Origin of the sequence: Mycobacterium parmense (assembly GCF_010730575.1) — a bacterium.
Lineage (GTDB): Bacteria > Actinomycetota > Actinomycetes > Mycobacteriales > Mycobacteriaceae > Mycobacterium > Mycobacterium parmense.
On the sequence record NZ_AP022614.1, the window covers coordinates 5,633,220 to 5,659,510 of the forward strand.

Sequence of the window (26,291 nt, forward strand, 5' to 3'; positions counted from 1 at the left end):
GCTCGTTATCCCTCTCACTTCGAGAACAATTCGGCGATGAGTTGCCGGCGTTGCGACCAGTCTGCTGCGCGCAGGTCGACGTATCCGGACTCGGTGACGATGACGTCCACGTCGTAGGCGGGTGTGGACGCAGGCCGGCTGAGCTGCTCGACGAGCGGCGAGCGTCCGTTCACCTGAGTTGGAACGGCGATGATCGACAGACCGCCGCAGCTCATCCTCGCGGCGGCGCAATAGTCGGGATGCCCGCCGATTCCACCGATCACCTTGTCGCCCAAACCCTCGACGTTGATCTGCCCGTATGGGTCGATCTCGATGGCGGTGTTCACTGCGACCAGCGGTGACCCGCGCGACAGCCGGGCAAGGTCGTGGGTGTAGTCGAGGCCGCGCAGAATCCGGCGTCCATCGGCCCAGTCGTAGAGAGCGTCGCTGCCCAGGAGATACGTAGCCGACGGTGTACCCGCCAGCAGGCCGCGCCTGTCGAGGTCGACGACGGCGTCGGTGAGTAACCCGGTGTCGATATGCAACGGCACCTGTGCCCGGCGCAGCAGTGCGGTGCCGAGCTGGCCTGGCCCGTACTGGACCCGGGCGCCTTTGGGCAGCAGCAAAAGTACCGTGTCGGCGAGGGCGTCGTGAATCGGTTCCGGCTCGCGCTGCGGCACTCGCACCGGTCCGCTCCCGACGGTTCCGAGCACTTCGACTTCCGACGGGTCGAGTCCAGGCTCGGCATCCGCCCCGGGCGCCGAGGTGTCTATGATCGCGAGTGCCCTTGTGCCGTTGCGGATCGCCGCGCGTTGCCACGAGACCTCGGTGCCGAACTGCAGCAAATCATTCCGGCGTACCAGCCGGGTGAGCAGCACCTGAGGCCGCAACACGTCAGCCAGCAGAGCGGGAATCGCGGCCAGCCGCGTCGGCAGGAATCGCACCGTCGAGCTGCGCAATACGTCACGCACGCCCCAACCGGGCATCAACGCAATGACTTCGGCGAATGCGTCTGTGTCGAGGCCGTCGATCGGGGCGGGCAGCCAGCCCAGTACCAGGCGCACCGAGCCCACCTCGCCGGCGGCGGCGCTCAGCGCCGCTCCGACCGACCCGCCGTCGTCGAGGCAGCGCAGTGCGCCCACCCCGTCGCCGAGGGCCACTGTCATTCCGGGGCGCAGCGCGGCGCGCAGCGCTACGGTCAACTCAGTTGTGGTCAAAGCTGTTGTCATCGAGGCTCTTTGGGAAGCCCGAGCACCCGCTCGCCGAGGATATTGCGCTGGATCTCGCTGGTGCCGCCCAGGATCGTCTGCGCCCGCCCGACCAGCATGTGGTGCACCAGCCCGTCGTCCGCTGGGTCGGTGCACGCGTCGGTGCCCAGAACTTCGGTGGCCATGTCCCCGAGGTCCTGATCGGTTTCCGAGGTCATCAACTTCAGCACCGAGAAGGCCGGCGACGTGAGGTCACCGGAGTCGATGGCGCGCTGCCAGGTGTAGCGCAGCAGCCACATCCTCGCCCATAACCGGGTCATCGACCTCGACAACACGGGGTCGAGCAGGTCGTGGTCACGGGCCGCATCGACCATGCGCTCGTGCATCCGGAACATCGATACCGCTTGGGAACCCAACGTCAGGCGCTCACGGCCCAGCGTCACCATCGCCACGGTCCAGCCCTGGCCGACGTCACCGATCAGGGCGTCTTCGCCGAGTTCGGCTCCATCGAAGAAGACTTCGTTGAACTTGCTTTCGCCGTCCATCTGCATCAGCGGGCGCACCATGACCCCCGGGATGTCCATGGGCACGATGAACATCGACAGATCCCGGTGCTTGTCCGGACCGGTGCGGGCGAGCAGCAGGCCGAAGCGGGCCGAGGCGGCGGCCGAACTCCACACCTTCTGACCATCGATCCGCCAGCCCATGGCGGTGCGCTCGGCCCGGGTGCGCACGCCGGCGAGGTCTGAGCCGGCGCCCGGCTCGGAGAAGAGCTGACACCAGACGTCGTCGCCCACTCTGATCGGCTCCAGGTAGCGATCCTTCTGCTCCTGGCTGCCGAACTTGATCAGCACCGGTCCGACCAGGTCGGCGCCGGTGATGTTGAGCTGACGGGGCACGTCGGCTCGTGCGCATTCCTCGGCGAAGACGGCCTGGTACGTGACTGTCGCTGCGGCACCGCCGAACTCACGCGGCCAGTGCAGGCAGGCGTAGCCGTGGTCGGCCAGGTATCGGTGCCAGATCCGGCCGGGTTCGACGTCGTCCGCAGTGGGTGTGGGCCCGTAGTTACGCAGACCGGCCGGCCGCGGTGCCTCGTGCAGGAACGAGCGGATCTCCGCGCGTAGGGCGTCGACGTCGTTCAGGTCTTTCGTCACTTCTGGCGACGCCGGCGGCTGAGTCGACGGGTCCAGCGCAGACAGCCGATCCCAGTGTTGAGCTGGGCTGCCGAACACCACCTCGTCCGTGCGGGCGCGCCGAAAGTACAGGTGCGCGGCATCCTCCCAGGTGAAGCCGATGCCGCCGTGAATCTGGACGTTCGCTTTCGCGGCGTTGCACAGCGCCTCCGAGCACACCGCCTTCGCCATGCTCGCGCGCCAGCCCGCTTCGCCGGCGACCGCGGTATCCGAACCGTCCAGGGCATCCAGGGCCGCCTGCGAGGCCGACCGTGCCCACTCGAGATCGACCAGCATGTCGGCGCACTTGTGCTTGATGGCCTGAAAGCTGCCGATCTGCCGACCGAACTGTTCGCGGGTGCGGGCGTATTCGGTGGCGATCTCGAGCACCCGTTCGCACGCGCCCACCTGTTCGGCCGACAACACCGCCAGTGCAATGTCGACGTTGCGGTCGACGACGTCGTCGATGGGGCCGTCGCCAGACAGCCGCAGTGCCGGCGCCGCGCTGAGCGTGATGGTGGCCATCGGCCTGGTGCCGTCGAGGACCCGTTCGGCCTCGGCGACGACACCGTCGACGGTGGGGTCGAGCAGGAACAGCGCCGGCTCGCCGTGTTCGTCGATGGCGACCACAACGAGGTCGTCGGCAGCGGACCCGCCCAGCACGTGGCGCACCGTGCCGTCGATGTTCCAGTCGTCCCCGGTGCGGGCGGCGCTCAGCGTCACCGCGGACCGACGCCACAACCCGCCGTCGCCCGTGAGCGCTGCGGCCGCGGTGCGGCGACCCTCGATCAGACCGGTGAGCCGCTTGTCAGCATCGGGATCGCGCTCGGTCAAGTCGAGCAGCAGGCCGGTGGCCAGCACCGTGGAACTGACGAACGGCACCGGGGCCAGCGCGCGGCCGAGTTCGTGAGCGACCACACCCAGCACGGACACGCCGTAACCTGCACCGCCCAGTTGCTCGGGCAGCGCGATGGCGGCCACCCCCACCTGGTTGCACAGCACGTCCCACAGCACCGTGTCGAACCCGGAATGCCCGTCTCCGCCGCGGCCGCCCTCGCCGTATGCGACGGCGCGCACTCGGTCCTCGGATGCCAGTCGCTCACAGGCGGAGCGCACCGATTGCGCAAGTTCCTGACGCTCGTCAGCGGACAACGCCGTCATCGGGTTCCTCCTGCGATCTGCCGGGCCAGCTCGGACTTGGCGACCTTGCCGAGCCCCGTCAGCGGGAACTCGTCGACCAGGACGAGCCGCTCGGGCCACTTCTGCTTCATCAGCCCGCGTTGGTCGAGGAACGTGCAGAGCTCGTCGAGGGTGACGTCGCGATGGCGTGGCGAACGGCGCACGACCGCGCACACCAACTCGCCGCGCAGTTCGTCGGCCTGGCCGAGCACGGCGATCTCGTCGACCAGGGGGTGGGCCAGCAGTTCGTTCTCGATCTCGTCAGGGGCTACGTTCTCGCCCTTGCGAATGATCAAATCCTTGGTGCGGCCGGTGACCACGATTCGCCCGTCCGGGCGAAGGTGGCCCCGGTCGCCGCTGCGGAACCACCCGTCGGCGGTGAGTGCGTCGGCCCACTGGTCGTGCTGCAGATATCCCGGTGTCAGGTTGTCGCCACGCAGCTCGATCTCGCCGCTCGCTGCGATCCGCACCTGCGATCCAGGGATGGGCCGGCCCGCGCTGTTGGCCAGTTGCTCGTCGGTGTCGGTGGCCTCGCTGACGCAGATCATCGGCGCCTCGGTCATTCCGTAGGCATGCACGACCGGAACGCGTAGGTGTTCACGCACCTGTCGGTGCACCTCGGGCGGACACGGGGCACCCCCGCCGATCAGCATCCGCAGCGACGGCACCAGCAATTCGGTTGTCGGCGCGGCCATCTGGGCGGCCAGCAGCATCTGGTAGAACGCGGTGCTAGCTCCGGTCACCGTCACCTGATGTTCCGCGAGCACCCGGGGCAGGTCGCCTGCGGAAACTTTGGGGATGAGCACCACGGGAAAGTCGCCGAACAGAGCGGTTGCGAGGTAGACCATGCCGCCGATGTGGCAGATGGGAAAGGCGATCGTGCCGACTTCCCGCGGATGGCTGCCCACGCCGAGATGCGCGACATAACCGCGGGCGGCGCTGAGCAAGGTGGTGTCGGTGTGGCGCACGGCTTTCGGGCGCCCGGTGGTGCCCGACGTGAAGTACACCCAGCGCGGCTCCGCTGCGCGGTGGGGCGCTTCGTACTCGGCGCTTACGGCCGGCGACGTCTGGAGCCGGCGGACAAAGTCGGCGGGGACCGTGATTGTCGGTAGCCCAGGTGCGGCATTGGCGGTCGTCGACTCGTCGACCAGCAGGATGTCCGCGCGTGCGACGTCGACCGCCGCGCACACCTCGCGGCACCGATAGAGGTGCAACACCGGGGCCTGCGTAACGGGCATGCGGGCCAGCGCAAGCATCACCACCGCGGCGTTGACGTTTGAGGGCAGCTGCCAGGCGACCGTCATGCCGGGGCGCACACCGGCATCTGCCAACCATTCCGCGGCGGCCGACGCCAGCGCGGCTACCTGCGAGATGGTGAGTGTCTCGCCGTCGACGTCGCGCAGCAGCGGACGATCCGGTCGGCCGGCGGCGCACTCATCCAGCAGCCCGGCGATGGTGCCAGCCGTCACCGTGTTCTCCCGTCCCGGCCGGCCGTCAGCCCACCCGCGGCCCGGGCGTGAAACTGACCGGCAGTTCGCGCACGGCGTACACCTCGCCCGCGTCCTCGAACAGTTTCGGATCACCGGCCAACTCGAAGTCGGGTAGCCGCTTGAGCACCTGGGTGATCATCACGTCGAACATCAGCTTGGCATAGTGCGAACCGAGGCAGCGGTGCATGCCCACACCGAAAGCCATGTGCTTCTTGGCATTCGGGCGATCCAGGTCGAGTTCGTCGGGGTTCTCGAACATTGCGGGGTCACGGTTCGCGGCAGCCCACATCAGGATCGCCCGGTCGCCCCGGCACAGGTGTTGGCCGTGGAAGTCGGCGTCGCGCGAGACGGTGCGCGCCAGGCCGAGAGTCGGCGTGTAGAGGCGCAGCAGCTCATCGGTGGACTTCTTCACCAGGCTCGGATCGGCCTTGAACTTAGCGCGCAACTCGGAGTCCTTACACAGCCGCAACAGCACGTTGCCGGTGAATCCACTGGTGGTGTCCATACCACCGAGCATCATCAGCACCGTGTACATGGTGATCTGACCGTCGTCGAGAGGCTTGCCGTTCAGCGTTCCGCGCAGGATGTCGCTGAACAGGTCATCACCGAGTCCCTCGGCCCGGCGCTGCTCCATGTGCTTGCCGATCTCGCCGAACATCTCCATCCCCGCGATTGCGGCCTTCTCCGGGGCGTGGGCACGGTCGTGCACGGTGGTGTGCACCCAGCCGACCCAGTCCATGAACCGCGACTCGTCGAAGTTCAACAGCCGCAGAATCAACCGCGCCGGCAGCGGGGTTGTCAGCTCACCGACCAGGTCGCACTCGCCTCGCTCGATGAAGGCATCGATCGCCTCATTGGTCATCTCGATGGCGGACTCGCGGAACCGCTCCGCCGAAGCCGGTGAGAAGCGCTTGAGGGTGACCTCGCGCAGCTCCTGGGTCTCGGGAGGATCCGACTCGATCGGCAGGATCGGCAACGGCAGCTCGCTGGCCGGCACACCCACCGACGGATAGGAGTTGAACAGGTCGTCGTTGCGGGCCGCCTCGAAGACAGACGCATAGTCGACCAACGCCCAGAAGCCTTCGTAGTGCTCGGAATGTGCGACCGGGCAGCCCAATTCGCGCATCTCGCGGAACCGGCTGTAGGGGTCCTCGCGGAACTCGGGCGAGTGGTGGTCGAGGTCGACCTCGGCGCGTGGACGCGATTCCGCCTGGGTGTCGGTCATCGGCAGTACTCCCTTCGGGTGGCCGCTACTTGGACAAGATGGCGACAGCTGCGGTTCCCGGTGCGCCGTACAGCTGGGCCAGCGCGACCTGCGGATCGTTCGGTACCTGGCGGTCACCGGCGGCCCCGCGCAATTGCTGAACCAGCTCGTAGACCTGGCGAAGGCCGGATGCACCGACCGGTTCGCCGTTGGCCAGCAGCCCGCCGTCGGTGTTGATGGGCAGCCGCCCGCCGATCTTGGTGGCGCCGTCGGCGAGCAGTGCTTCTTGTTCGCCGTCCTTACAGAGACCTGTCTCGGCCATGTGGATGATTTCGGACCCCGAGTCGGTGTCTTGCAGTTGCGCAACGTCGACGTCCTCGGGACCTATCCCGGCCAACTCGTAGGCGGCGCGGGCGGCCTCAGCGGTAGTGCCGGGCATGATCGGCAGCTCGATCGAGGTACGAAGGAGCTCGTAAGCGCCTTCGCGGCGGCTGCGCAGCGCGGTGGAGCGCAGGTAGATCGGAGAGTCGGTGTAGTGCTTGGCTTTATCGGCCCGGCACACCACCACGGCGGCAGCGCCTTCGTTCGGGTTGCAGTACATGTATTGACGCAGCGGTGCGTTCACGACCGGAGAGCTCAGGATCGCGTCGACGCTCATCGGCTTGCGGCGCCATGCATGCGGCGCCAGCGCTCCGTTGTCGAAGTTCTTGGCGGCAACGCGGGCCAAGGTCTCCTCGGTGATGCCGTGATCGTGCATGTAGCGCATGATCTTGGTGCCGAAGTAATGCGTGGTCAGGAACATGCCCTGGTCGCCGTACCACTGCGGCAACCCCGACACCGAAGGGTCCGCGCCGAAGGCGCCGCGCGGGTGCTTGTCCAGCCCGACGCCGATCGCAATTTCGGCTTCGCCGAGTTGCACGTCTCGCGCGGCCAGGGTCAACAGCGAGTTTCCGGTCGCGCAACCGCTCAACGTGGCACGCGCCGGAAGGCCGGTCATCCCGGCCAACCCGGTCACCGCCTCGGGATTGGACACCTCGAGGCTGCCCGCGTACAGGCTGCCCACGTCGGACCACGCCACCCCGGCATCGCGCAGTGCCCTGCTGATCGCCACGGCGCCCATCTCCAGTGCCGACCGGTCCTCGTACCGCCCGAACGGGTGGAGGCCGACGCCGATGATGGCGATCTCGGGCCTGCTGCTCATTGTGTTCCCTTCAGCATGCGCCTCTGTCGAACCCAGCCGTCGACGGGAGCGTGCGTTGACTTAGATACCGCCAAGCCTATAACTATATATCTGATTAGTCGGTGCGGGTCCAGGATCGGGTCGCTACGCGCTAACGGCTTAGGGCATCAACTCGCAGGTGAAGGCTGAGGGGCGTTGAGTATTTCGTTGCTGCTGGAGATGGCGGCGTCGGGTGATCCCGACCGGGTTGCCGTGGTGGACGGCGACATTCGACTGACTACTGCCGAACTCAGCGAGCTCGCCGATGGCGGTGCAGGTGTAATCGCCGCATCCGGGGCATCCCATGTCGCTTACGTCGGCACCGGCGGAGCACTGCTCCCGCTGCTGCTGTTCTCTTCGGCGCGCGCGAACACGGCGTTCACGCCACTGAATTATCGGCTGAGTCCAGAGGGGCTGCGCGAACTCATCGATCGGCTTCCGGCCCCGTTGGTCGTGGTCGACGTCGAGTACGGCGACATCGTGGCCGGTACCGGCCATCGGGTTATCTCGTCCGCCGAGTTCATCGAAGGCGCGCGATCCACCGAGCCCGTCTCGGTCTTCGCCGACCCCGACGACGTGGCGGTCGTGTTGTTCACCTCGGGTACCACGTCGCGGCCCAAAGCCGTTGAGCTGACTCACAACAACCTGACCAGTTATGTCACCGGCACCGTCGAATTCGGTTCCGCCGATCCCGCCGATGCGGCGCTGGTGTGCGTCCCGCCATATCACATCGCCGGGGTTGGGGCCGCATTGTCAAACCTCTATGCAGGACGGGCGATCGTGTACCTGCGCCGGTTCGATCCGCACGAATGGGTGCGACTGGTCCGCGACGAGCGGGTCACCACCGCGACGGTGGTGCCGACCATGCTGTCCCGCATCGTGGCGGTCCTCGAGGAGCAGTCCACCGAGCTTCCAACGCTGCGCAACTTCGCGTACGGCGGATCGAAGGTGGCGCGGCCATTGATCCGAAGGGCGCTGGACCTGCTACCGCAGGTCGGCTTCGTCAACGCGTACGGGCTGACCGAGACCAGCTCGACCATCTCGGTCCTCACGCCGGACGATCATCGTGTGGCCCACGAGGCACCGGACGACGCCGTCGCCCGTCGGCTGAGCTCGGTCGGTCGCCCGGTCCCCGGCATCGAGGTACAGATCCGCGCAGAAGACGGCACCGTGCTCGGGCCGGGCGAGGCTGGTGAGCTCTTCGTGCGAGGCCCCCAGGTGTCGGGCCGTTACTCCGAGATCGGATCGGTGCTCGACGCGGAGGGCTGGTTCCCGACCAGGGATGTCGCGATGCTGGATGAGGATGGCTACCTGTTCATCGGAGGGCGGTCCGACGACACCATCATCCGGGGCGGGGAGAACATCGCCCCGTCGGAGATCGAGGACGTCCTCATCGAGCATCCCGACGTCCGCGAGGTCGTCGTCGTCGGACTGGATGACGCCGAGTGGGGTCAGATCATCGTGGCGGTGATCGTGCCCGAGGCAGGCGGTGCGCCGGCACCCGAGCAGCTCCGCGAGTTCGCACGCAGCCAGCTGCGTGGGTCCCGTACGCCGGATCGCATCGTGTTCCGGGAAGAGTTGCCAACCACGCCGACCGGCAAGGTGTTGCGCCGGGAGATCCTCGATAACCTGACGCCAGCTGCGGCCGAGCACTGAATTCGTCCCTCGAGAGAAGAGGAATCCGACATGATCAAGAACGGCACGCGCCTGCAGAGCCAGGTGTGTGACACGCAGGTGATCGTCGTCAAAGCCGCTGAGAGCCTGGATGATCTGCGTTGCGGAGGCCATCCGATGGTGCCGCTGGATGCCGAGCGGGCCGCCGACGCCGTGCTCGACCCGGCCTTCGCCGACGGCAGCACGATGGGCAAGCGGTACGTCGACGACGGCGACGCCGAGGTGCTGGTCACCAAGGCCGGCGCCGGGTCGCTCAGCGTCGGGACGACGCCGCTGGTGCTCAAGGAAGCCAAGCCGCTGCCGGCCAGTGACTGATAGCCAATGACAGGCCTAGGCTGCCGCGCGTACGCCGCTGGGCCGTTACCTCCGTCGAACGTCCCCTGGGTGGTGGAGGTTGGCGGTTGGATCGCCTTCGGCCTGGTGGCCGTGTTCCTGAAGGCCGCCGAGCGGGGCGTCCAGGCCATCCCGTAGCGGACGCTCCCACCGGCTCCGGCTCAGGCGTTGGCCAGTGCCGGCGGCTTGACCGCTTCCGGATCAGGGTTGGCGATCGGCAGGCCCATGAAGCGACGAGCGTTGTCACCCATGAAGTCGTAGGTGCGCCGCTCATCCATGCCCTCGGCGTACTGCCAGTACCGCTTTGGCTCGGCCAGGCCTTCGGGATGCGGCCAGTCCGAGCCGAACATCACCTTGTCCCATCCGACGGTCTGCACCACGTCGGCCACCGAACCCTCCCAGAACGGGCTGACCCAGACGTTGCGGCGGAACACCTCGTGCGGATGCTCGGGGAAGTTCTGCGGCATCTTGCCGTATGTCGACTGCAGGTCATCGAATAGCGGCTTGATCCACGCGCTGCCGTTCTCGACGCTGGCGATCCGCAGCTTCGGGAATCGGGTCAACGTGCCGTGGCAGATCAGGCTGGTGAGCATGTCGGCAATCTCGCGGTGACCGAGTGCGGTCCACTTGAATGCCGACATCTCGAACGCGCTACTTGTTGACGGAGGTTCCCACTTGTCGATGTATTCCTGCAACGGAGGTTGGCTGGCGTGCAACACGATCGGCAGCCCCGCGTCCTCGACGTCACGCCAGAACGGATCGAACTCGGGCAGCGCGGGGGAGCGCCAACCCTTGTAACCGTTCACCGGTGCGGGCTTGATCAGCGCGACCTTGGCGCCATTGTCGAGGATGTACTCGAGTTCGCGACGCGCTTCGTCCACGAGTCCCAGGGTGAGTACCGGCGTCGAGTAGACGCGGTTGGCGTGGCTGAACCCCCAGTGCTCCAGCATCCATTGGTTCAGTGCATGGATGATCGCCACCGTCAGGTCGGGATCCTCGGCGGCCGAATGCTCGACCAGATTGGCCAGCGTGGGGTAGTTCAGGCATGCGTCGACGCCCTGGCGGTCGAGTTCGGCGATTCGGTCTTCGGGGTTGCGTGCTCCCGGCGGGGTGTCGATGCCGCGGCCGGACATCTCTCGCATCGACAGACCCTCGGGGTTCTGGCCGGAGTAGAACTTTTCGTGCGCGCCGGGAGCGGCGACCCGTTCGAACGTCGGGTTGGGCATGTAGTCGGTGATCTTGTTCAGGATCGCGATGCGGGTGTGCCTGCCGATCTGGACGAACTGCACCTTCGGCCGGAATTCCTCGGGCAGATACTTCGTCAGCGCATCGGGGGTTTCGTACATGTGCTGATCGGCATCGAAGATCGGTGCGTCGGTGAACTGCGTCATCGTGGTGCCTCTCGCTGCTCGATATTTGGCTCGGCTACGAGCTTGGCTTAATCTGACAGAACTGTCAAGTCTGTACTCATATATGTCAAGATAGTGGCTTTAACATGCAGCGATTGCGCTTGACGATGCCGTCACATAGCATGAGTGGATGACGGTGACCTCGGCTTCGGCCGCCGAACGGCAACTGGACGCCACCCGCGGTGAGCGCACGCGCTCGGCGATTCTTGACGCCAGCCGTCGTCTGTTCTTGGAGCGCGGCTATGCGGGCACGCCGATCAACGCGATCACCGAGGCGTGCGGCATCTCACGGGCCGGCTTCTACACCTACTTCAAGGACAAGCGCGAGATCTTCAACGTCCTGGGCAAGAACGCTTACCGCGAGGCCTTGGCCGTCATCGCCGAGTGGGCCGAGGCCCGAGCATCGTTCGGTCCAGCCGAGGTTCGGGCCTGGGTGGGCCACTACTTCGACTACATGGACCATCACGGCGCGTTCGTTCTCGCGTCGGCGCATTCGGCGCCCGACGACGACGACTTTCGAAACTCTCGCAACCGCATGGTGACCCGGGCATCGTGGAAGCTTGGCCAGGCGATCGCCGGCGACGGCGCCCATTCACCGGACGTTATCGGCGTCGCGGTGATGGGACTGTTGGACCGGGCCTGGTACACGGTGCACCGGCAGACGGTGGCCGTCGACCGTGACGAAATGATCGGGGTGGTCGCGGAGATGATCGGCGCGATGGCAACGCCTCTCGCATCGTGACCCCGACGTTGCTCGATGCGCCGGACGTCGTTGAGTTCATCCGCGCGAACCACCGCGTATTTCTCTTCTGCCGTGACGGCGCACGACGTCCGATCGGTTATGCCATGCGCTCGGTTGCCTATCGCCCCGCCGGCTGCTGCCTCTACTTCGCCACCTATGTTAAGAGCGCCAAGGTCCAACACCTGCGCTCGGTTCCCGAGGTCGCTTGCCTGATCGGCGACGACGAGGGCTGGGTCTCCGTTTCTGGTTTCGCGCACATCTACCAACCGTCCGCGGCCGAGGTCGACGAAATCATCGGCGACAGTTCGCCGGATCAACGCGTGCCCGACTCGGTCGTGACGAAGGTCCGTGACCGCCTGCTCAGCGGTAAGCGGTGCTTCATCGGTCTGACGCTCACCAAGGTCCGCGCCGCCGATCTCCCGGATCGACGTGCCTAGCCCGCGCCGCGGAGGCCCAGTTGCCATGGCCGAGGATGAACTTCCGATGTTCCTGGCGCAAAGGCCGACCGGCGCGATCTGCGTCGTCGACGCCGACGGCCAGTTGCTGGCCCTACCGGCGCGGGTGGTCGACTTCGACTCCGCCACAATCGCGGTCACGGTTGATGGTGTCGATGTCGACGCCACGCACAGCGCTGAAACCCAGGCCTGCGTCGTAGCCGACACCTTCACCGCGTATCGGGACATTCGCGGGGCGATCGTGCAGGGAACGGTGACGTGGCCACCCTCCGATGACGTGGCCACACTGACGGTCAGCCGCACGGTGACGTTCTCGTTCGCCAACGCCTAGAGGATTGAGCGCCGATATTCTGGCTACCCAGTAGCGATGTCAGGATTCGATACCAGCCAACCGATCACCGACCAGACGGCCCTCGAGGAGGTCGACGAGGTCGACGACGCGACCAAGCCGAAGGCCGCGACACCTCCCGCTGAGCCCGACGAGCTGGGTGACGCGACTCCCGGCCCGCGCTGACCCGCGTTCAGGCGTCCTTCACCAGGCTGATCAGCGCCTCGGCATCGGCGATGCTGCGAAGCAGATCGTTGAGATGGGTGCAGGTGCTGGTACCGGACAGTTCCTGACGGACTCGGAAGTGCAGGTCTCGCAACGTCATTCCGGCGATTCGCGCAGCGCTGGCGACGGCTCCCGGGCATTCCTGCCACGGCAGCACCCGCGGTGTGGCCCGCGACTCGACGATGACCCCGGTGTGGGCATCCACGACGGCGACCAAGGTGTACTCGTGGATGATCGTCTCCACCCCGTCGCTCCTCACGTAGGTATCGCGGAACATCGCGTCGATGCCCACCCGTGACGGCGACTCGCCCTGGTAGACATCGATGCGCCGCCTGCGGCGCATGCCGTGGCGCGGCAACGCCGCCACGTGGTGCCATGCCCAAGGGTCTTCGCCGTGGTCGAGGTCGGGAGCCTCTGGGCCGGTGACGATCACGGGATCGCCCGCCTCAAACGACGTCAGCAGTAGCCCGCCGGTCGCGAAACCCGCACACTGGTCGGCGACCGGCAGGTACCCCGACTTCGCGACATCGCCCAGCAGGTTCGACGCCGACAGCGCGTGCCCGGATATCAACGTGGCGACGGGAACGTCGTCGAGCAGCGCATAGCGCAGATCGCGTGCTCGCCGCAATTCGGGAGCCGCCTTGTCGGCCGCCGCGCGGAACCCGCTCATCGCGGGCGCGCCCGACAGTCGGGACAGCGCGGCGACCGGTGGCGTCACCTCGACGTGACGGATGACGCGGGCGATCAGCTCGATGGTGGCCGATAGCGTCGCAGAGCCGAGCTCGGTCACCGTTCCGTCGACCGCCGTCCACAGATCGCGCGCCCGTCCGTTCAGATACACCGGGTCGAGTGAGCCCTCGTCGCGGGTCATGTCGATCGACGTGGTCCGTCGTGCCGACCGCGGCCGTCGCTGCGGATTAGTGGTCGTCGGCTCGTGTACGCCGTGCAGGGGATGAAGCCCGAAGGGCGGGGAACCCAGGTCCGTCACCGGACGGACTCTAGCGGCTTGTCTGCGTTTTGATCTGGCGGAGGGTGTCGCGTCCAAGTTGGACTTTGGTCATGGTGGCATCCGCGGCCGCCTTTCGCACGAAGGACCTGGGGATACGATTCCAGTGCTCGACCCCGGTGGTGATCGTTGTGACGAGCTCGGCGACACGGCTGAAGGCTCCACTGCGCGGGCGTTTGTCGGCGAGTTTCTGCGGCGATTCGTGCGGTGTGTCGGGGTACCCGAGAGCGCAGTTGAATGCACGCAGACACATTCCGGTGAGGTCGGCCCGCGTGATTCGCTGCGACTGAACCCATTTCACGCAGGCAGCGCGGACGAACGCCAACCAACCCTCTACGGCGATCTCGGTGACGTCGCGGAGACGTCCCTCGGCGACGAGTTTGTCGATCAAGCGTTGGCCAATAACATTGAGCTCGTCGGTGACGATCGCCTGGATCGCCGGGTCATCCGACAATGCGCCGCGGCTGATCGCGATTGCTTCAAAGGGATGCTCGGCAAAATATTGGATGTGAGCCTCGAGCCCGGTGGCAAGCTGATCTGCGAGCGGTAGCTGCGGGTCAGGATTGGCCCGCGCCAGCAGCCGGTTACTGGCGCGCTTGAATATCGTCACGTACAGGTCTCGCTTGCTCGGAAAGTAGTGATACAGCGACGCTCTCGACACACCCGCCCGCGCGGCGATGTCCTCGACGAAGACATTTTCGTACGGCTTCTCCGCGAACATCGCGGCTGCGACGTCGAGCAGCTGTGCACGTCGCTGTTGCGGCTCTAGGCGTCGTGCTGTCATACGACCGCCAGATCAACTCGCAGACGTAGCACTAACTCTCCTCGGCCGGTCGGAACGCGAAGGTCAATAGCGACTGACCGTCGGCGGTCTCCAGCGTGGTGGTGGTCGACACCAGGGGCTGTCCGATCCGCAGTTCGGCCGCGGTCGCATCGACGATCAGCGTCTCGACCAGTACGCCCTCGGTCAACTCGACGAAGCCCACCACGTACGGCCGAAACACCTTGGGATCTCGATTGCCCTTGTAGGGCAGCGGTGGCGGGAACTCCTGCGTCGTATAGGTGTACAGCGTTCCCGTGGTAGACAATTCGATCGCCTCGATGTCGTCCTGGATATCGGGGTCGCCGTCGAAGAGCTCGGGCCGCTCGGCGGGGAACTTCACCACTCCCGACGAACGCCTGCGCGACGCGAACAACACCGCACGCTCGGCGTCGACGCGAAAGAGCCCCTCGGCAATCAGGGCGGTCAACTCAGGCCACCTCGATGACCATCGCGGCGCCCATACCACCGCCGGCGCACATCGACAGCACGCCGATTCCGCCGCCGCGCCTGCGCAATTCGTATATCGCGGAGGTGACCATGCGGGCACCCGTTGCGGCGATCGGGTGGCCCAGGCTGATGCCCGAGCCGTAGACGTTGACGATCTCCTCGTCGAGACCGAGTTCGCGGGCGCACGCCACCGCCTGGGCTGCGAACGCCTCGTTGATCTCGAACAGTGCGACGTCCTCGAGCTTGCGGCCCGCCAACTCGAGCGCCTTCGGGATAGCTTTGATCGGCCCGCTGCCGGTCCGCGTCGGGTCCAGTCCGACCTGCGTCCAGGACAGCACGCTTGCCAGCGCATCCTGCTGGGTGTCCGGGCTGGCCAGCGCGACCACTGCCGCGGCATCGTTGATCCCGGAGGAGTTCCCTGCCGTCACGGTGAAGCCTTCGATCTCAGGATGCAGCACCTTCAGCCCGGCAAGCGACTCCATCGAACTCCCGCGCCGTGGATGCTCGTCCTCGGCGAAGGTAATCACGCTGCCGTCGGCCTGGGGCACCTGGAGCGGGATGATCTCGTCGGTGAACGCCCCAGCGTCGATGGCCTTGATCGCACGCTGATGGCTGCGCAGCGCCCACTTGTCCTGGTCCTCGCGGGTGATCCCGTACTGAAGGTTGCAGTTGTGCGCGACGGTGATGGACATGTCCGTGGCGGGCGCTTCCGCAGTCGGCGGATGCGACTCGGGGAACCACTGCGCGTAGTCCTCGGGCGACTTGCCTGTGGTGAAGAGCTTGCGCTTCTGCATGATTGGGCCGGTCGACAGCGACTCCATACCGCCGGCCAGGATGGCGCGGCTCATCCCGGACGCGATCTGCCCGGCCCCCACGGCGATGGCCGAAAGACTCGATGCGCACTGGCGGTTCACGGCCAGCCCGGGAATGTCGAGCATGCCGAGGGCCACCGCGATGTAGCGGGCACTGTCGCCGCCGCCCTGCATGCTCTCGGCCAGCACCAGGTCGTCGAAGTCCGCCACTTCCAGTCCGGAGCGTTCGACGACGGCCTGCACGACGGGTCTGGCGAGCTCGATCGCGGGCATGTTGGCCAGCGTGCCCTTGCGCGCCGTTCCGATCGGTGTGCGGGCAGCGGCCACGATCGCTGCGCGGGACGTAGTGGTGGCCATGTGTCTCCCAAGATCGTCAGAGTTGACGGGCTGCTTGCCCGACGAGCGAGGCCAGTCTATACCGTTAAATAGATATCGGTATATCGGCGCAGGCGACGTGGGGAGCAGCGGTGAAGGTGATCAGGTCCGTGGACGATGCACTCGCGGCGATCGGTGAGGAACTGGGCGTCAGCCGGTGGGTGGACATCGACCAGAGCCGGATCGACGCCTTCGCCGACGTCACGATGGATCATCAGTGGATCCACGTCGACGTCGAGAAGGCCAAGGCTGAAAGCCCTTACGGCGCAACGATCGCGCACGGCTTTCTCACGCTCTCGCTCATCCCCGGTGTGAGCAAGGACAACTACCGCGTCGAGAACGCCAAGATGGGCATCAACTACGGCCTGAACAAGGTGCGGTTCCTGTCCGCGGTCACCGCCGGTAGCCGCATCCGGGTCCGCTCCGAGCTCGCCGACGCCACCAAGGTCGCCGACGACACCGTGAACCTGACCGTGCGACACACCGTCGAGATCGACGGAGTCGACAAACCGGCCGCCGTGGCCGAGCTGATCGCTAGGTTTATCTGGTGACCATTGGCCCGTTCGACGGAAAGGCCGTCCTTACCGGGGCGGGTAAGTCGCAGGTCGGCCGCAGACTGGGCCGCACGGGATTGGACCTCACCATCGAGGCGGTGCTGCGGGCGATCGCCGACGCCGGGCTGAGCGTCGACGACGTCGACGGGATCGCCAGTTACCCGGGACCAGGTGTGCCGGACGCGGGGTTCTCCGGTGCCACCGTCCAGGAGGTCCGCAACGCACTCGGACTGCGCTCCCGCTGGTACGTCTCGGCGATGGAGACCGCGGGTCAGATCGGGCCGGCAATCGAAGCCTGTATGGCGGTCACTCTCGGGCTGGCCAACCATGTCGTGGTGTACCGGTCGGTGTGGGAGTCCACCGCCGCGCAGCAGGCCGGCGGCGGCCGCGCTTCGGTGCTGTTCGGGGGCGGGGAATTGCCGCCGCACCTGGAGTGGACGGCGCCCTTTGGTGCACTGTCGGCGGCGAACTGGCTGGCGATGCCCGCCCAGCGCTATATGAACGACTTCGGTCTGACCCGCGAGCATCTCGGCCGGATCGCGATCAACGCCCGTACCAACGCCGGACTCAATCCCGATGCGGTCTATCGCGCACCGATGACGATGGACGATTACCTTGGTGCGCGGATGATCTCCGAGCCGCTGTGCCTCTACGACTGCGATGTGCCCTGCGACGGCGCGACCGCCGTGATCGTGTCGCGCCGTGACGCCGCCAACGGCCTGCCGCGGCACCCGCTGACGGTGGAGTCCGTCGGACCCGGCATGTTCGAGCGCGCGACCTGGGATCAGCGCTGCGACATCACCACGATGGCCGCGCACGATTCGGCCGCCACGCTGTGGGAGCACACCACGCTGACCCCGGCCGACGTCGACATGGCCCAGCTTTACGACGGCTTTTCCTTTCTGACCGTGATGTGGCTGGAGGCGTTGGGTTTCTGCGAGCACGGCAAGGTCGGCGAATTCGTCGGCGACGGTTCGGCCATCGCACTGGACGGTTCGCTGCCGATCAACACCAGCGGCGGACAACTCTCCGGCGGTCGCCTGCACGGGATGGGTTTCCTGCACGAGGCATGCGTGCAGTTATGGGGCGAGGGCGGCGACCGGCAGGCGCCCCGCACTCCCGAGGTGGTGGCCGTCGGGGTGGGCGGCGGACCGGTCGCCGGGTCGATGTTGTTGAGCAGCCGGTAGCTTGCGTCGATGGCCACCGTCGACGATTTCACGCTGGGTGACATCGTGACAGACAACGCGGTCCGTTTCCCGGACGTTGTCGCCTACCGACAGGGATATCGCGGCGTGACCCATGCTCAGTTACGAGACCGGGCAGTCCGATTGGTGGCGGCGATGGCCGAGGTCGGGGTGAAACGCCAGGATCGCATCGCGGTGTTGAGCCGCAACAGCATCGAGTTCGGTGAACTGAACGCGGCCGCCCAGCTCAGCGGAATCGTCCTGGCCACCATCAACTTCCGGCTTTCAGTGCCGGAGATGGCAGATGCGCTGCGCCGCGTCGAGCCGTCGATTGTGTTCTGCGCCGAGGAGTTCATGCCGGTGATCGCGGATGTCGCAGCTCACGTGCCGTCGGGGCCGATGCTGGTAACCATCGGGGGAGACGCTCCGGCGGGGATCACCGGCTACGAGCGATTCATCGAAGGCGGCCGCGCCGGCGAGCCGCAATTCGTCGCCCGGCCCGACGACATCGCGTATCTGCTGTTCACCAGCGGCACCACCGGCGCATCCAAGTGCTGCATGCTCGGACAGCGAGAGATGCGCCGGATCGCATTCACCATGAACAACGAGATGCGGTGCGGCAGCGCCGATCGCGGGCTGATCAACATGCCGATGTTCCACTTCGGTGCGCTCGGGATTATCGGTGGACTGCATGCCCGGGGCGCAACCGTGGTGCTGCAGCAACAGTTCGACGCGGCCGACGCGGTCCGGCTGATCGCCGACGAGCGGATCACGGTGCTGCATCTGGCGCCGGTCATGCTCAGTGCGCTCCTTGATGAGGTGAGTGATCGCTTGGCGGTGGAATCGGTTCGCACGGTGGTCTATTCGGCCGCGCCGATGACCGCGGCCATCCTGCGGCGGGCACTCGCCGTGCTGCCGGGCGCGGGTTTCCTCAACCTTTACGGACAGACGGAAGCCATTGTCTCTGGACTGCCCCGCGAACTGCACATCCTCGACGACCCCAACGCTGCCGAACGGCTGAGCTCGGTTGGCTTCCCATTTCCCGACACCCGGGTACGTGTGGTCGATGCGAACGGCGGCGTCCTGCCCGTGGGGCAGGCCGGTGAGATCGTCGTGCAGTCCGACTCCATGTTCCGTGGCTACTGGCAGGACGAGGCGGCAACGCGGGCGACGCTGCGGGACGGGTGGTGTCGCACCGGCGACATGGGTCGACTGGACGAGCGCGGGCTGCTCTATCTGATGGACCGCAAGAAGGACGTGATCATCAGCGGCGGGGAGAACATCTATTCGCCCGAGGTCGAGGAGGCGGTCAGCGCGGTTGACGGAGTAGCCGCCTGCGCTGTCGTCGGGGTGCCAGATGACAGATGGGGCGAGGCGGTCTGTGCCGTCGTGGTGGCGCGCAGCGGTGCGTCGCCGACCCTGGAAATGGTGCAAGAGGGCGTCCGGCAACGGCTGGCGCGCTACAAGGTGCCCCGTCGACTGGTGCTGGTCACCGATCTGCCCGTACTGGCCAGCGGCAAGGTGGACAAGAAGCGACTGCGCGCCGACCTCAAGAGCGCAGCAGCGAACGGCGCAACAACTTGACCATCAGCTCGGCGGCCCGCTCTTCGCTGTCCGACGCGCTTGCCCCCGTCGGCTCGGACATCCGGCCCAGGACCGCCACAAAAACCGCGCCCGCCACATCTGCGTCGACGCCGGCCGGCAGGTCGACAGTGGACAGGAGCTCAGCAACCGCGTGGAAGATCGCGCCAATGCCGTGGTCGACGTCGGCGTCGGAGAGCTGTTCTGCGACCGTGCCGTCGAACCACGCCCGGATCACGCCGCGGTAGGTGCGATGAAATCGGACGTAGCCGAGCATCCACTCGACAAGCGAATCTGTGGCCATCGCGGGCAGGGCGGCGGCGTGCTCCTCGATCTCGGCGACCGCCCGGCGAGTCAGTTCGGCCAGGATCTTGTCCTTGGTGCTGAAGTACCGGTACAAGGTCGCGCGGCTGATATCGGCGGCGGCCGCGATCTCCTCCATGCCGATGGCGTAGTAGCCGCGCTCGGCGAACAACGCCGAGCTGACCGACAGCACGTCCTGGGGAATCGGCGAGCCCGATGCCTCGGCGGCCACCGGTGTTGCCGCGCCACTGTCGGCGATACCGGGCGGGGTGCGCGCGCGCCCGTTTGTTACCTGGGGTGTTGCCGCGTGCAGCACGTCGGCCGGGGTCTCGGGAAACAGCATCAGCTGCAATGCGACGGTCAACGACCACGTCACGGTCGCGCGAGCGGGCAACGGAAGCATCGCCCGGTACCGGTAGAGATGAACCATGTGGGGGATCCGACCCAGTGCGGCGGCCGCATCGTCGGCTTCCAGATCCTGCAGGCGCATCCGCCGCAGCCGGTCGGTGACCGTCTGGTGAAACCGGTCGGCGGCTGAGCTGGCGTCAATGACGGCCAAGCCGGTGGCCGTACCGATGCCCGGGAATTCGGCGAACACCGCGGCGTGGGCGTCGTAGATATCCGCCCATTCGACTAGCCAGCGGTGCAGGGCGTTGATCCCGTCGACTGTCGGGCCAAGTCCGCTGAGGTGTTCGCCGTGTTCGAGCACATCGCGCTCGGCCGATGCGCTCAATTCGCGGAAGATCTCCTCTTTGCCCGCGAAGTATTGATAGACGGTGGCGCGGGAGGCGTGGGCCGCCTTGGCGATGGCGTCAAGCGACGTGGCGTGAAACCCGTTGGCCAGGAAGACCTTCGCAGCGCACCCTAGTATCCGTTCGCGGGTGTGCAGCCCGCGGCGCCCCACACCGGCGCTGGTGGCGGGGGCGTAGCCGGGGCGCCGTAGCTTCTCGGGAGTGTGGGCCATGGAAGAAGTATCCGGGCGCGCCGACGCGGTTGTCATCGCGCCTACGGCGCTCCGGCCAGGTTGCGCTTGGCTTTGCCGGGGTAGCCGAAGAACTTCTCGAAGTTGGCGTCGTTGATGGGCTGTGCGCTGTTGCGGGCTGCAGCGGACCGCAGTGCATCGAGGCGGGCCTGGGCCTTCTCCAGCGCCTCGACCGGCCCGGATTGCTGCAGACTTTGCACCTCTCGTGCCGCCGCCGCGATCTCGATGCGGAGCCGTTCACCCGCTTCGCCGAAGGTCAACAGGTCGTGGTCGTCTTCATCGACCTTGTCCCGGCCTGCGCTTTCGGCGGGCCGGCCCGTGGTTTCCATGTCGCGCCTCTCAACTGCTGGACGAATGTGGCGTGCGTCATATAGTCTGTGAGACGAACCGTCAGAAAACAAGACGATGCGTCAGAAATTTCCGACAGATCGTCAGATGCGAAGGAGCATCATGCCGCTTCAGGATGACCACCAGATCGTGTCCGTTGACGACCATTTGGTCGAGCACCCGCGGGTGTGGCAGGACAGGTTGCCGCAGAAGTACCTCGAACAGGGCCCGCGCATCGTCGAGGAAAACGGTATGCATCTGTGGCACTACGACGGGCAGGTCTTCCCGACGATCGGCCTGAATGCGGTCGCCGGCAAACCGCCGGAGGAGTGGGGCCTGGATCCCGTCCGCTACGAGGACATGATTCCGGGCTGCTACGACCCGGTCGCCCGGGTCGCCGACATGGACCTCGACGGTGTGCAGTCGGCGCTGTGCTTCCCGTCCTTCCCCGGATTCGGCGGCGGCACATTCCAGCGCGCGAATGACAAAGAGCTCGCCCTGCTGTGCGTAAAAGCGTGGAACGACTTCTACATCGACGAGTGGTGTGCGACCGCACCTGAGCGCTACATCCCGCTGGCGATTCTGCCGACCTGGGACATCGATGCTTGCATCGCGGAGGCCGAGCGTGTCGCCGGAAAAGGTGCGCGCACGATCTCGTTCCCCGACAGCCCGGTACCGCTGGGTCTGCCGTCGTTTCACTCCGACTACTGGGACGGCTTGTGGCGGGTCTGCTCGGACGCCAAGATGCCGGTGTCGCTGCACTTCGGATCCGGCTCCTTCGTGCCTGGCTTCTCGTTCTCCACGATCAAGCCGATCCCTGGTCAGATGGCCGTACCCGACGCGCCCTTCGCGGTCGCGACGGCGCTGTTCTCCACGAACCTGATGTGGTCGACGGTCGACTTGTTGTTCTCCGGCAAGCTGCAGCAGTTCCCGGATCTCCAGATCTCGCTCGCTGAGGGCGGAATCGGCTGGGTGCCTTACATCCTCGAGCGGACCGACTACGTCTGGGAGCGTCATCGCTACTACCAGAAGATTGATTTCGACACCCGGCCTTCCGATCTGTTCCGCAAGCACTTCTGGGGCTGCTTCATCGACGACGAGCACGGCCTGACGAACCGGTACAGCATCGGCGTCGACCGCATCATGCTCGAGATCGACTTCCCGCACAGCGATTCCAACTGGCCGAACTCGCGCAAGCGGGCCGCCGAGGTGCTCGCAGGCGTACCGGACGACGAGTGCGCGCTGATCGTCGAGGAGAACGCCCGCCGGATGCTCAACTTCCCCCGGGTGACAGCAGACGATCGGCAACTCGCCGGCGTCTAGAGTTTGCCCCGCGAGATCAACTGCGCGGCAATCACATTACGCTGTATCTCGTTGGTTCCCTCGCCGACGATCATGAGCGGGGCGTCGCGGAAGTAGCGCTCGACGTCGTATTCGGTGGAGTAGCCGTAGCCTCCGTGGATGCGGACGGCGTTGAGCGCGATTTCCATGGCGACCTCCGACGCGAACAGCTTCGCCATTCCGGCTTCCATGTCGCACCGTTCGCCGCTGTCGTATTTCTCCGCTGCGTAGCGGGTGAGTTGGCGTGCAGCAGTCAGTTTGGTGGCCATGTCGGCCAGGTAGTTGCCTACTGACTGGTGCTTCCAGATCGGTTGGCCGAAGCTCTCCCGCTCCTGCGCGTATTTCAGTGCGTCTTCCAGTGCTGCGCTCGCCACGCCCAGCGCCCGCGATGCCACCTGAATACGGCCCGTTTCGAGGCCTTTCATCATCTGGGCGAATCCTCTGCCTGGTTCATCTCCGAGGATCGCCGAGGCCGGTACGCGGCACTCGTCGAACGACAGCTCGCAGCTCTCCACGCCCTTGTAGCCCAGCTTGGGCAGGTCGCGTGAGACGGTCAGACCCTGACCGTGTTCGACCAAGATTATCGAGATGCCCTTATGGCGTGGCTCGGCTTGTGGATCGGTCTTGCACAGCAGTGCGATGAGGCCGGACCTACGCGCGTTACTGATCCAGGTCTTCGCGCCGTTGATCACCAGCTCGTTGCCCTCGGCTCGTGCGGTGGTCGTCATCGCCTGCAGGTCGGAGCCGCCACCAGGTTCGGTGAGCGCCATCGTGGCCCGCATCTCCCCGCTCGCCATGCGGGACAGATATTTCTGTTTCTGTATCTCGTTGCCGTACAGAGAGATCAGCTTCGCGACCACAGTGTGCCCGCCCATCGCGCCCGCCAGGCTCATCCAGCCACGGGCCAACTCCTCGGTCACCTTCACATAGCAGGGCATCGATATCGGCGAACCACCGTATTCCTCGGGCACGGCAAGCCCGAAGATGCCGATCCGCTTCATCTGCTCGATCCACGCTTCCGGGTACTCGTTGGCGTGCTCGACTGCGCGGACCGTGGGCTTGACGTCGCGGTCGACGAAGGCCCGCACGGTTTCGACCAGCATGGTCTCTTCGTCGTCGAGCGCGAGTGTCATCGGAGCTTCCTTTGTCGACGTTACCGTCAGAAATGTGAAAAATCAGGAATGTCGGTTCACCTCTAATATGCACCATACAAGCAACGCAATCCAGCTTCCTACGGCGACAGCAATGTCAGAAAAGGCCGATTTTTGAACCCTTGCAAAATAGCTAAAGCTTTAGCTCTATGCTGGACTGCTGGATGAGACCGCCGCCGCACAGGCGGTCGAACGAAGGAGGTCGTATGAAGATTCGGCTCGAGCAGTCGAAGTGCGTGGGCCACGCCCAGTGCTACGCCGTCGACCCGGAGTTGTTCCCGCTCGACGACTCGGGCTACTCAATTCTCGAGGAGCACGAAGTGCGGCCGGAAGACGAACAGCTCACCCGAGACGGGGTTGCCGCGTGCCCCGAAATCGCCCTGATCCTCGAGGAAGACTGACCGGCGCGCTTGCCAAGGGGGCGCGGCAACCGGCACACTGCTGACATAGTTAACCAGGTTGACTTTGTGGAGTGTCATGCAGACAGCTGATTGGCGTGCCCGGCTCGAGTCGCTACTCGACGACTTCCGTCGCCGTCAGGCTGACATCGCGCGTAGCGGCGACCGACCCGACCGCATCGAAGCAGCCCGCGCGTGGCACGCCGAACTCGTCGACCACGGGCTGGCCGCGCCGGGTTGGCCGCGCGAGGTCGGTGGGCTGGACCTGCCTCTGGCCGATCAGCTGGACTACTACCGGATGACCACCGATGCGGGCGCGCCGCCACATCCGTGTCCGCTGTCGTTCATCGTGGCCCCGACGCTGATCGCGCACGGCACGCGGCAGCAGAAGGATCGATTCCTCACACCGTTGCTGCGGGCGGATGAGTTCTGGTGCCAAGGGTTTTCCGAGCCCGGAGCCGGTAGTGACCTGTCGTCACTGTCCACCCGCGCGGTCCGCGACGGCGACGTCTACCGGGTGACCGGCCAGAAGGTGTGGACCACGATGGCCGACCGCGCCGACTGGATGTTTGCGCTGGTGCGGACGGGTTCGGGGGACAAGCCCTCCGACGGCATCACCTATCTGCTGATCCCGATGAAGGGCCCGGGCATCACGGTGCGTCCGCTGCGCGACATCAGCGGCGCCGCGCACTTCGCCGAGGTCTTCTTCGACGACGTGGCGGTGCCGGTTGAAAACGTGGTCGGTGAGGAGGGTGCGGGCTGGTCGATCATGCGAACCTCGCTGGGCCACGAGCGGGCCACTGCGTTTCTGGCCGACGAGTTCAAATACCGCCGCACGGTCGACCGGGTGATCGATCTCGTTGTCTCCCAGGGTCTCGACGGCGAACCGCTGGTCCGCCAGGATGTCGCTCGGCTGGAATCGGGGGTTCGCACCATCGCCGCCAACAGCGCCCGCGCCTTGGCCGCGGTGCTGCGCGGTGAGGATCCCGGCGGGGTGGCCTCGGTGAACCGACTGGTGAAGTCGGAATTCGAGCAGCACATGCACGCGCTCGCGTTGCGGGCGGCCGGTCCCTATGCGGCGCTGGGCAGCCGCGCGCCCGACGCCGTGGACAGCGGGCGCTGGACGTTCGGCTACCTGATGAGCCGGGCGACTACGATCGGCGCGGGAACCGCGGAGATCCAGCGCAACACCATCGCCGAGAGCGTCCTCGGGCTGCCGTCGCACCGGGGTGAGGGCTCTCGCGCGGCCGCCGTCACGCCGGGCGCACCGCTGGCCGCACCCGAGGTGGACGAACGCGAGCTGCGCGAGGTGCTGGCGGCGACACTACAGGCCAAGGTAGACGAGTCGGCACTGCTGGATCGCAAGCGACCCATCGATGCGGCAGAACCCGAAGTGTGGTCGGCTCTCACCGAATTCGGCCTACCGGGTCTTGTGGTCGACGAATCCCTTGGTGGCGCCGGCGCCCAACCACGTCTGCTGTTCGCCGCCATTGAGGAGGCCGCCAAGGCATTGGCGCCTGCACCGCTTGTTCCGACGGTGATCGCGCTCGACGTGGCGTTGCACTGTGGGGCAAAGGCTTTGGTGCAGCGGATCACCGCCGGCGCGGCGGCCGCGTTTGCCGTTCCCGTTAACGACAGCGGGTGGGTGACAAGCGGTCCAGAGTTGCCCGATTGGGACGGAGAGCGCCTGTCCGGTGTGGTGCCGGTCGTGGCGGGAGCGCCGAGCGCCGAGGCGTTGGTGGTGTTGGCCCAGGTCGCCGGTGGTGAGGTTCTGGTGACCGTCGACGCCTCCGCCGACGGTGTCGAGGTGACCGCCCAGCAGCCACTCGACCTGACTGCCACCATCGGCTCGGTCACCTTGACCGCCGTCGACGGCGAGGTGCTCGCCGACGGAAACCACGTTGCGCGCGTGCTTGGCACGGCCCGCCGGCAGGCGGTTCTGGCTGTGGCGGCGGACTCCGTCGGGGTTGCCTCGCGCGCATTGGCACTGGCCGTGCAGTGGGCAGGTGAACGGCATCAGTTCGGCCGCCCCATCGGCAGCTTCCAGGCCGTGTCGCACCGGTGCGCCGACATGCTGGTCGCACTCGAGGGTGCCCGCAGCCAGGTCCTCGAGGCCGCCGAGTCCGACCTCGAGGAGTCGGGCTACCTGGCGGATTTGGCCGCCGCGGCCGCACTCGATGCCGGTGTCGCCGCCACCGAGGGTGCGTTGCAGATCCACGGCGGCATCGGCTTCACCTGGGAGCACCCGATCCATTTGCTGCTGCGGCGCGCTCGGGCCAACTCCGTGTTGGTCGGCCGTGCCGACGCGCTGCGAGACCGGGCGGCCGCCGAACTGCTGGCGCCGTACCGACAACAGGGCTCCGAATGACGTTGAGGCGCTGAGACGTTCG

26 protein-coding genes and 1 pseudogene are annotated in these 26,291 nt (G+C 66.3%); 13 read left to right on the forward strand and 14 right to left on the reverse strand.

The window, feature by feature from the left end:
- Positions 1–14: 14 nt before the first annotated feature.
- The 6 genes and pseudogenes from G6N48_RS26140 to G6N48_RS26160 form a co-directional block, all read right to left on the reverse strand.
- Entirely contained in the window at positions 15–1,208 is a 1,194-nt protein-coding gene (locus G6N48_RS26140; protein WP_085269971.1) for an acetyl-CoA hydrolase/transferase C-terminal domain-containing protein, read from the reverse strand.
- Entirely contained in the window at positions 1,205–2,341 is a 1,137-nt protein-coding gene (locus G6N48_RS28840) for an acyl-CoA dehydrogenase family protein (protein WP_308205323.1), read from the reverse strand. Before G6N48_RS28840 ends, G6N48_RS26140 begins: the two co-directional genes overlap by 4 nt.
- Before the next feature lie 63 nt (positions 2,342–2,404).
- A pseudogene (locus tag G6N48_RS28845) lies at positions 2,405–3,520 on the reverse strand (acyl-CoA dehydrogenase family protein); the annotation flags it as partial.
- Complete coding sequence (locus G6N48_RS26150) at positions 3,517–5,007, reverse strand: class I adenylate-forming enzyme family protein (protein WP_085269969.1); 1,491 nt, start codon at positions 5,005–5,007, stop codon at positions 3,517–3,519. The pseudogene G6N48_RS28845 and the gene G6N48_RS26150, both read right to left, overlap by 4 nt.
- 25 nt (positions 5,008–5,032) lie before the next feature.
- Positions 5,033–6,253, reverse strand: coding sequence for a cytochrome P450 (locus tag G6N48_RS26155; RefSeq protein ID WP_085269968.1), 1,221 nt, complete (start codon positions 6,251–6,253; stop codon positions 5,033–5,035).
- Between the two features lie 25 nt (positions 6,254–6,278).
- A complete protein-coding gene (locus tag G6N48_RS26160; protein WP_085269967.1) occupies positions 6,279–7,433 on the reverse strand; it encodes a thiolase family protein in 1,155 nt (384 codons plus the stop codon).
- A 174-nt stretch (positions 7,434–7,607) separates the two neighbouring features.
- On the opposite strand from G6N48_RS26160, the gene G6N48_RS26165 reads away from it, so the two are divergent.
- The 3 genes from G6N48_RS26165 to G6N48_RS26175 are packed head-to-tail and all read left to right on the forward strand — an operon-like array spanning position 7,608 to position 9,596.
- A complete protein-coding gene (locus tag G6N48_RS26165) occupies positions 7,608–9,107 on the forward strand; it encodes a class I adenylate-forming enzyme family protein (protein ID WP_085269966.1) in 1,500 nt (499 codons plus the stop codon).
- Between the two features lie 30 nt (positions 9,108–9,137).
- Positions 9,138–9,440 carry a hypothetical protein gene (locus G6N48_RS26170; protein WP_085269965.1) on the forward strand — a complete coding sequence of 101 codons (303 nt, stop codon included), beginning with the start codon at positions 9,138–9,140 and terminating at the stop codon, positions 9,438–9,440.
- A 6-nt stretch (positions 9,441–9,446) separates the two neighbouring features.
- Positions 9,447–9,596, forward strand: a complete 150-nt coding sequence (locus G6N48_RS26175) for a hypothetical protein (RefSeq protein ID WP_161494224.1) — start codon at positions 9,447–9,449, stop codon at positions 9,594–9,596.
- A 23-nt stretch (positions 9,597–9,619) separates the two neighbouring features.
- On the opposite strand, the gene G6N48_RS26180 is transcribed toward G6N48_RS26175, so the two are convergent.
- Positions 9,620–10,849, reverse strand: coding sequence for an amidohydrolase family protein (locus G6N48_RS26180; protein WP_085269964.1), 1,230 nt, complete (start codon positions 10,847–10,849; stop codon positions 9,620–9,622).
- 148 nt (positions 10,850–10,997) lie between these two features.
- On the opposite strand from G6N48_RS26180, the gene G6N48_RS26185 reads away from it, so the two are divergent.
- From G6N48_RS26185 to G6N48_RS27795, 4 genes are read left to right on the forward strand one after another with little or no spacing between them, the layout of a single operon-like run.
- Complete coding sequence (locus G6N48_RS26185; RefSeq protein WP_085269963.1) at positions 10,998–11,609, forward strand: TetR/AcrR family transcriptional regulator; 612 nt, start codon at positions 10,998–11,000, stop codon at positions 11,607–11,609.
- The gene (locus G6N48_RS26190; protein WP_085269962.1) at positions 11,606–12,046 is read left to right on the forward strand and encodes a pyridoxamine 5'-phosphate oxidase family protein; all 441 of its coding nucleotides are present in this window, start codon (positions 11,606–11,608) and stop codon (positions 12,044–12,046) included. Before G6N48_RS26185 ends, G6N48_RS26190 begins: the two co-directional genes overlap by 4 nt.
- Positions 12,047–12,071: 25 nt before the next feature.
- Positions 12,072–12,395 (forward strand): hypothetical protein, encoded by a 324-nt coding sequence (locus G6N48_RS26195; RefSeq protein ID WP_085269961.1) that lies wholly within the window; start codon positions 12,072–12,074, stop codon positions 12,393–12,395.
- 36 nt (positions 12,396–12,431) lie between these two features.
- On the forward strand, positions 12,432–12,578 hold the full coding sequence (locus G6N48_RS27795; RefSeq protein ID WP_169718439.1) for a hypothetical protein: 147 nt from the start codon (positions 12,432–12,434) through the stop codon (positions 12,576–12,578).
- Positions 12,579–12,585: 7 nt separating this feature from the next.
- Here G6N48_RS27795 and G6N48_RS26200 read toward each other — a convergent pair whose 3' ends face one another.
- The 4 genes from G6N48_RS26200 to G6N48_RS26215 are packed head-to-tail and all read right to left on the reverse strand — an operon-like array spanning position 12,586 to position 16,062.
- Positions 12,586–13,605, reverse strand: a complete 1,020-nt coding sequence (locus G6N48_RS26200; protein ID WP_085269960.1) for a DUF2889 domain-containing protein — start codon at positions 13,603–13,605, stop codon at positions 12,586–12,588.
- Between the two features lie 10 nt (positions 13,606–13,615).
- Positions 13,616–14,407, reverse strand: a complete 792-nt coding sequence (locus G6N48_RS26205) for a TetR/AcrR family transcriptional regulator (RefSeq protein ID WP_085269959.1) — start codon at positions 14,405–14,407, stop codon at positions 13,616–13,618.
- A 31-nt stretch (positions 14,408–14,438) separates the two neighbouring features.
- Positions 14,439–14,873, reverse strand: coding sequence for an OB-fold domain-containing protein (locus G6N48_RS26210; protein WP_085269958.1), 435 nt, complete (start codon positions 14,871–14,873; stop codon positions 14,439–14,441).
- Position 14,874: 1 nt separating this feature from the next.
- The gene (locus G6N48_RS26215; RefSeq protein WP_085269957.1) at positions 14,875–16,062 is read right to left on the reverse strand and encodes a thiolase family protein; all 1,188 of its coding nucleotides are present in this window, start codon (positions 16,060–16,062) and stop codon (positions 14,875–14,877) included.
- A 110-nt stretch (positions 16,063–16,172) separates the two neighbouring features.
- Here G6N48_RS26215 and G6N48_RS26220 point away from each other — a divergent pair, with 110 nt between their 5' ends.
- From G6N48_RS26220 to G6N48_RS26230, 3 genes are read left to right on the forward strand one after another with little or no spacing between them, the layout of a single operon-like run.
- Positions 16,173–16,631: a MaoC family dehydratase gene (locus G6N48_RS26220; protein WP_085269956.1), complete on the forward strand. Its 459-nt coding sequence runs from the start codon at positions 16,173–16,175 to the stop codon at positions 16,629–16,631.
- Entirely contained in the window at positions 16,628–17,821 is a 1,194-nt protein-coding gene (locus G6N48_RS26225) for a thiolase family protein (protein WP_085269955.1), read from the forward strand. The genes G6N48_RS26220 and G6N48_RS26225 overlap by 4 nt, the downstream gene beginning before the upstream one ends.
- A gap of 9 nt (positions 17,822–17,830) precedes the next feature.
- A complete protein-coding gene (locus G6N48_RS26230) occupies positions 17,831–19,402 on the forward strand; it encodes a class I adenylate-forming enzyme family protein (protein ID WP_085269954.1) in 1,572 nt (523 codons plus the stop codon).
- Here G6N48_RS26230 and G6N48_RS26235 read toward each other — a convergent pair.
- Entirely contained in the window at positions 19,368–20,666 is a 1,299-nt protein-coding gene (locus G6N48_RS26235; RefSeq protein ID WP_085269953.1) for a TetR/AcrR family transcriptional regulator, read from the reverse strand. The genes G6N48_RS26230 and G6N48_RS26235 overlap by 35 nt on opposite strands.
- Positions 20,667–20,707: 41 nt before the next feature.
- A complete protein-coding gene (locus G6N48_RS26240) occupies positions 20,708–21,013 on the reverse strand; it encodes an acyl-CoA synthetase (RefSeq protein ID WP_085269952.1) in 306 nt (101 codons plus the stop codon).
- A 121-nt stretch (positions 21,014–21,134) separates the two neighbouring features.
- On the opposite strand from G6N48_RS26240, the gene G6N48_RS26245 reads away from it, so the two are divergent.
- Positions 21,135–22,334: an amidohydrolase family protein gene (locus tag G6N48_RS26245; protein WP_085269951.1), complete on the forward strand. Its 1,200-nt coding sequence runs from the start codon at positions 21,135–21,137 to the stop codon at positions 22,332–22,334.
- Here G6N48_RS26245 and G6N48_RS26250 read toward each other — a convergent pair.
- The gene (locus tag G6N48_RS26250) at positions 22,331–23,485 is read right to left on the reverse strand and encodes an acyl-CoA dehydrogenase family protein (RefSeq protein WP_085269950.1); all 1,155 of its coding nucleotides are present in this window, start codon (positions 23,483–23,485) and stop codon (positions 22,331–22,333) included. The two genes, G6N48_RS26245 and G6N48_RS26250, sit on opposite strands and share 4 nt — an antisense overlap.
- A gap of 224 nt (positions 23,486–23,709) precedes the next feature.
- Between G6N48_RS26250 and G6N48_RS26255 the strand changes: the two genes are divergently transcribed.
- Together G6N48_RS26255 and G6N48_RS26260 are read left to right on the forward strand one after the other, a co-directional pair.
- Positions 23,710–23,904: a ferredoxin gene (locus G6N48_RS26255; RefSeq protein ID WP_085269949.1), complete on the forward strand. Its 195-nt coding sequence runs from the start codon at positions 23,710–23,712 to the stop codon at positions 23,902–23,904.
- Positions 23,905–23,980: 76 nt separating this feature from the next.
- Positions 23,981–26,269 carry an acyl-CoA dehydrogenase family protein gene (locus tag G6N48_RS26260; protein ID WP_085269948.1) on the forward strand — a complete coding sequence of 763 codons (2,289 nt, stop codon included), beginning with the start codon at positions 23,981–23,983 and terminating at the stop codon, positions 26,267–26,269.
- Positions 26,270–26,291 lie beyond the last annotated feature (22 nt).

Excerpts from the sequence above, each read along its gene's own strand:
- G6N48_RS26195 (WP_085269961.1), top strand. The coding sequence starts at position 12,072 with ATGGCCGAGGATGAACTTCCGATGTTCCTGGCGCAAAGGCCGACCGGC.
- G6N48_RS26175 (WP_161494224.1), top strand. The coding sequence starts at position 9,447 with ATGACAGGCCTAGGCTGCCGCGCGTACGCCGCTGGGCCGTTACCTCCG.
- G6N48_RS26240 (WP_085269952.1), bottom strand. The coding sequence starts at position 21,013 with ATGGAAACCACGGGCCGGCCCGCCGAAAGCGCAGGCCGGGACAAGGTC.
- G6N48_RS26160 (WP_085269967.1), bottom strand. The coding sequence starts at position 7,433 with ATGAGCAGCAGGCCCGAGATCGCCATCATCGGCGTCGGCCTCCACCCG.
- G6N48_RS26170 (WP_085269965.1), top strand. The coding sequence starts at position 9,138 with ATGATCAAGAACGGCACGCGCCTGCAGAGCCAGGTGTGTGACACGCAG.
- G6N48_RS26255 (WP_085269949.1), top strand. The coding sequence starts at position 23,710 with ATGAAGATTCGGCTCGAGCAGTCGAAGTGCGTGGGCCACGCCCAGTGC.
- G6N48_RS26250 (WP_085269950.1), bottom strand. The coding sequence starts at position 23,485 with ATGACACTCGCGCTCGACGACGAAGAGACCATGCTGGTCGAAACCGTG.
- G6N48_RS26140 (WP_085269971.1), bottom strand. The coding sequence starts at position 1,208 with ATGACAACAGCTTTGACCACAACTGAGTTGACCGTAGCGCTGCGCGCC.
- G6N48_RS26235 (WP_085269953.1), bottom strand. The coding sequence starts at position 20,666 with ATGGCCCACACTCCCGAGAAGCTACGGCGCCCCGGCTACGCCCCCGCC.
- G6N48_RS26215 (WP_085269957.1), bottom strand. The coding sequence starts at position 16,062 with ATGGCCACCACTACGTCCCGCGCAGCGATCGTGGCCGCTGCCCGCACA.
- G6N48_RS26230 (WP_085269954.1), top strand. The coding sequence starts at position 17,831 with ATGGCCACCGTCGACGATTTCACGCTGGGTGACATCGTGACAGACAAC.
- G6N48_RS26260 (WP_085269948.1), top strand. The coding sequence starts at position 23,981 with ATGCAGACAGCTGATTGGCGTGCCCGGCTCGAGTCGCTACTCGACGAC.
- G6N48_RS26155 (WP_085269968.1), bottom strand. The coding sequence starts at position 6,253 with ATGACCGACACCCAGGCGGAATCGCGTCCACGCGCCGAGGTCGACCTC.
- G6N48_RS26180 (WP_085269964.1), bottom strand. The coding sequence starts at position 10,849 with ATGACGCAGTTCACCGACGCACCGATCTTCGATGCCGATCAGCACATG.
- G6N48_RS27795 (WP_169718439.1), top strand. The coding sequence starts at position 12,432 with ATGTCAGGATTCGATACCAGCCAACCGATCACCGACCAGACGGCCCTC.
- G6N48_RS26245 (WP_085269951.1), top strand. The coding sequence starts at position 21,135 with ATGCCGCTTCAGGATGACCACCAGATCGTGTCCGTTGACGACCATTTG.
- G6N48_RS26185 (WP_085269963.1), top strand. The coding sequence starts at position 10,998 with ATGACGGTGACCTCGGCTTCGGCCGCCGAACGGCAACTGGACGCCACC.
- G6N48_RS26205 (WP_085269959.1), bottom strand. The coding sequence starts at position 14,407 with ATGACAGCACGACGCCTAGAGCCGCAACAGCGACGTGCACAGCTGCTC.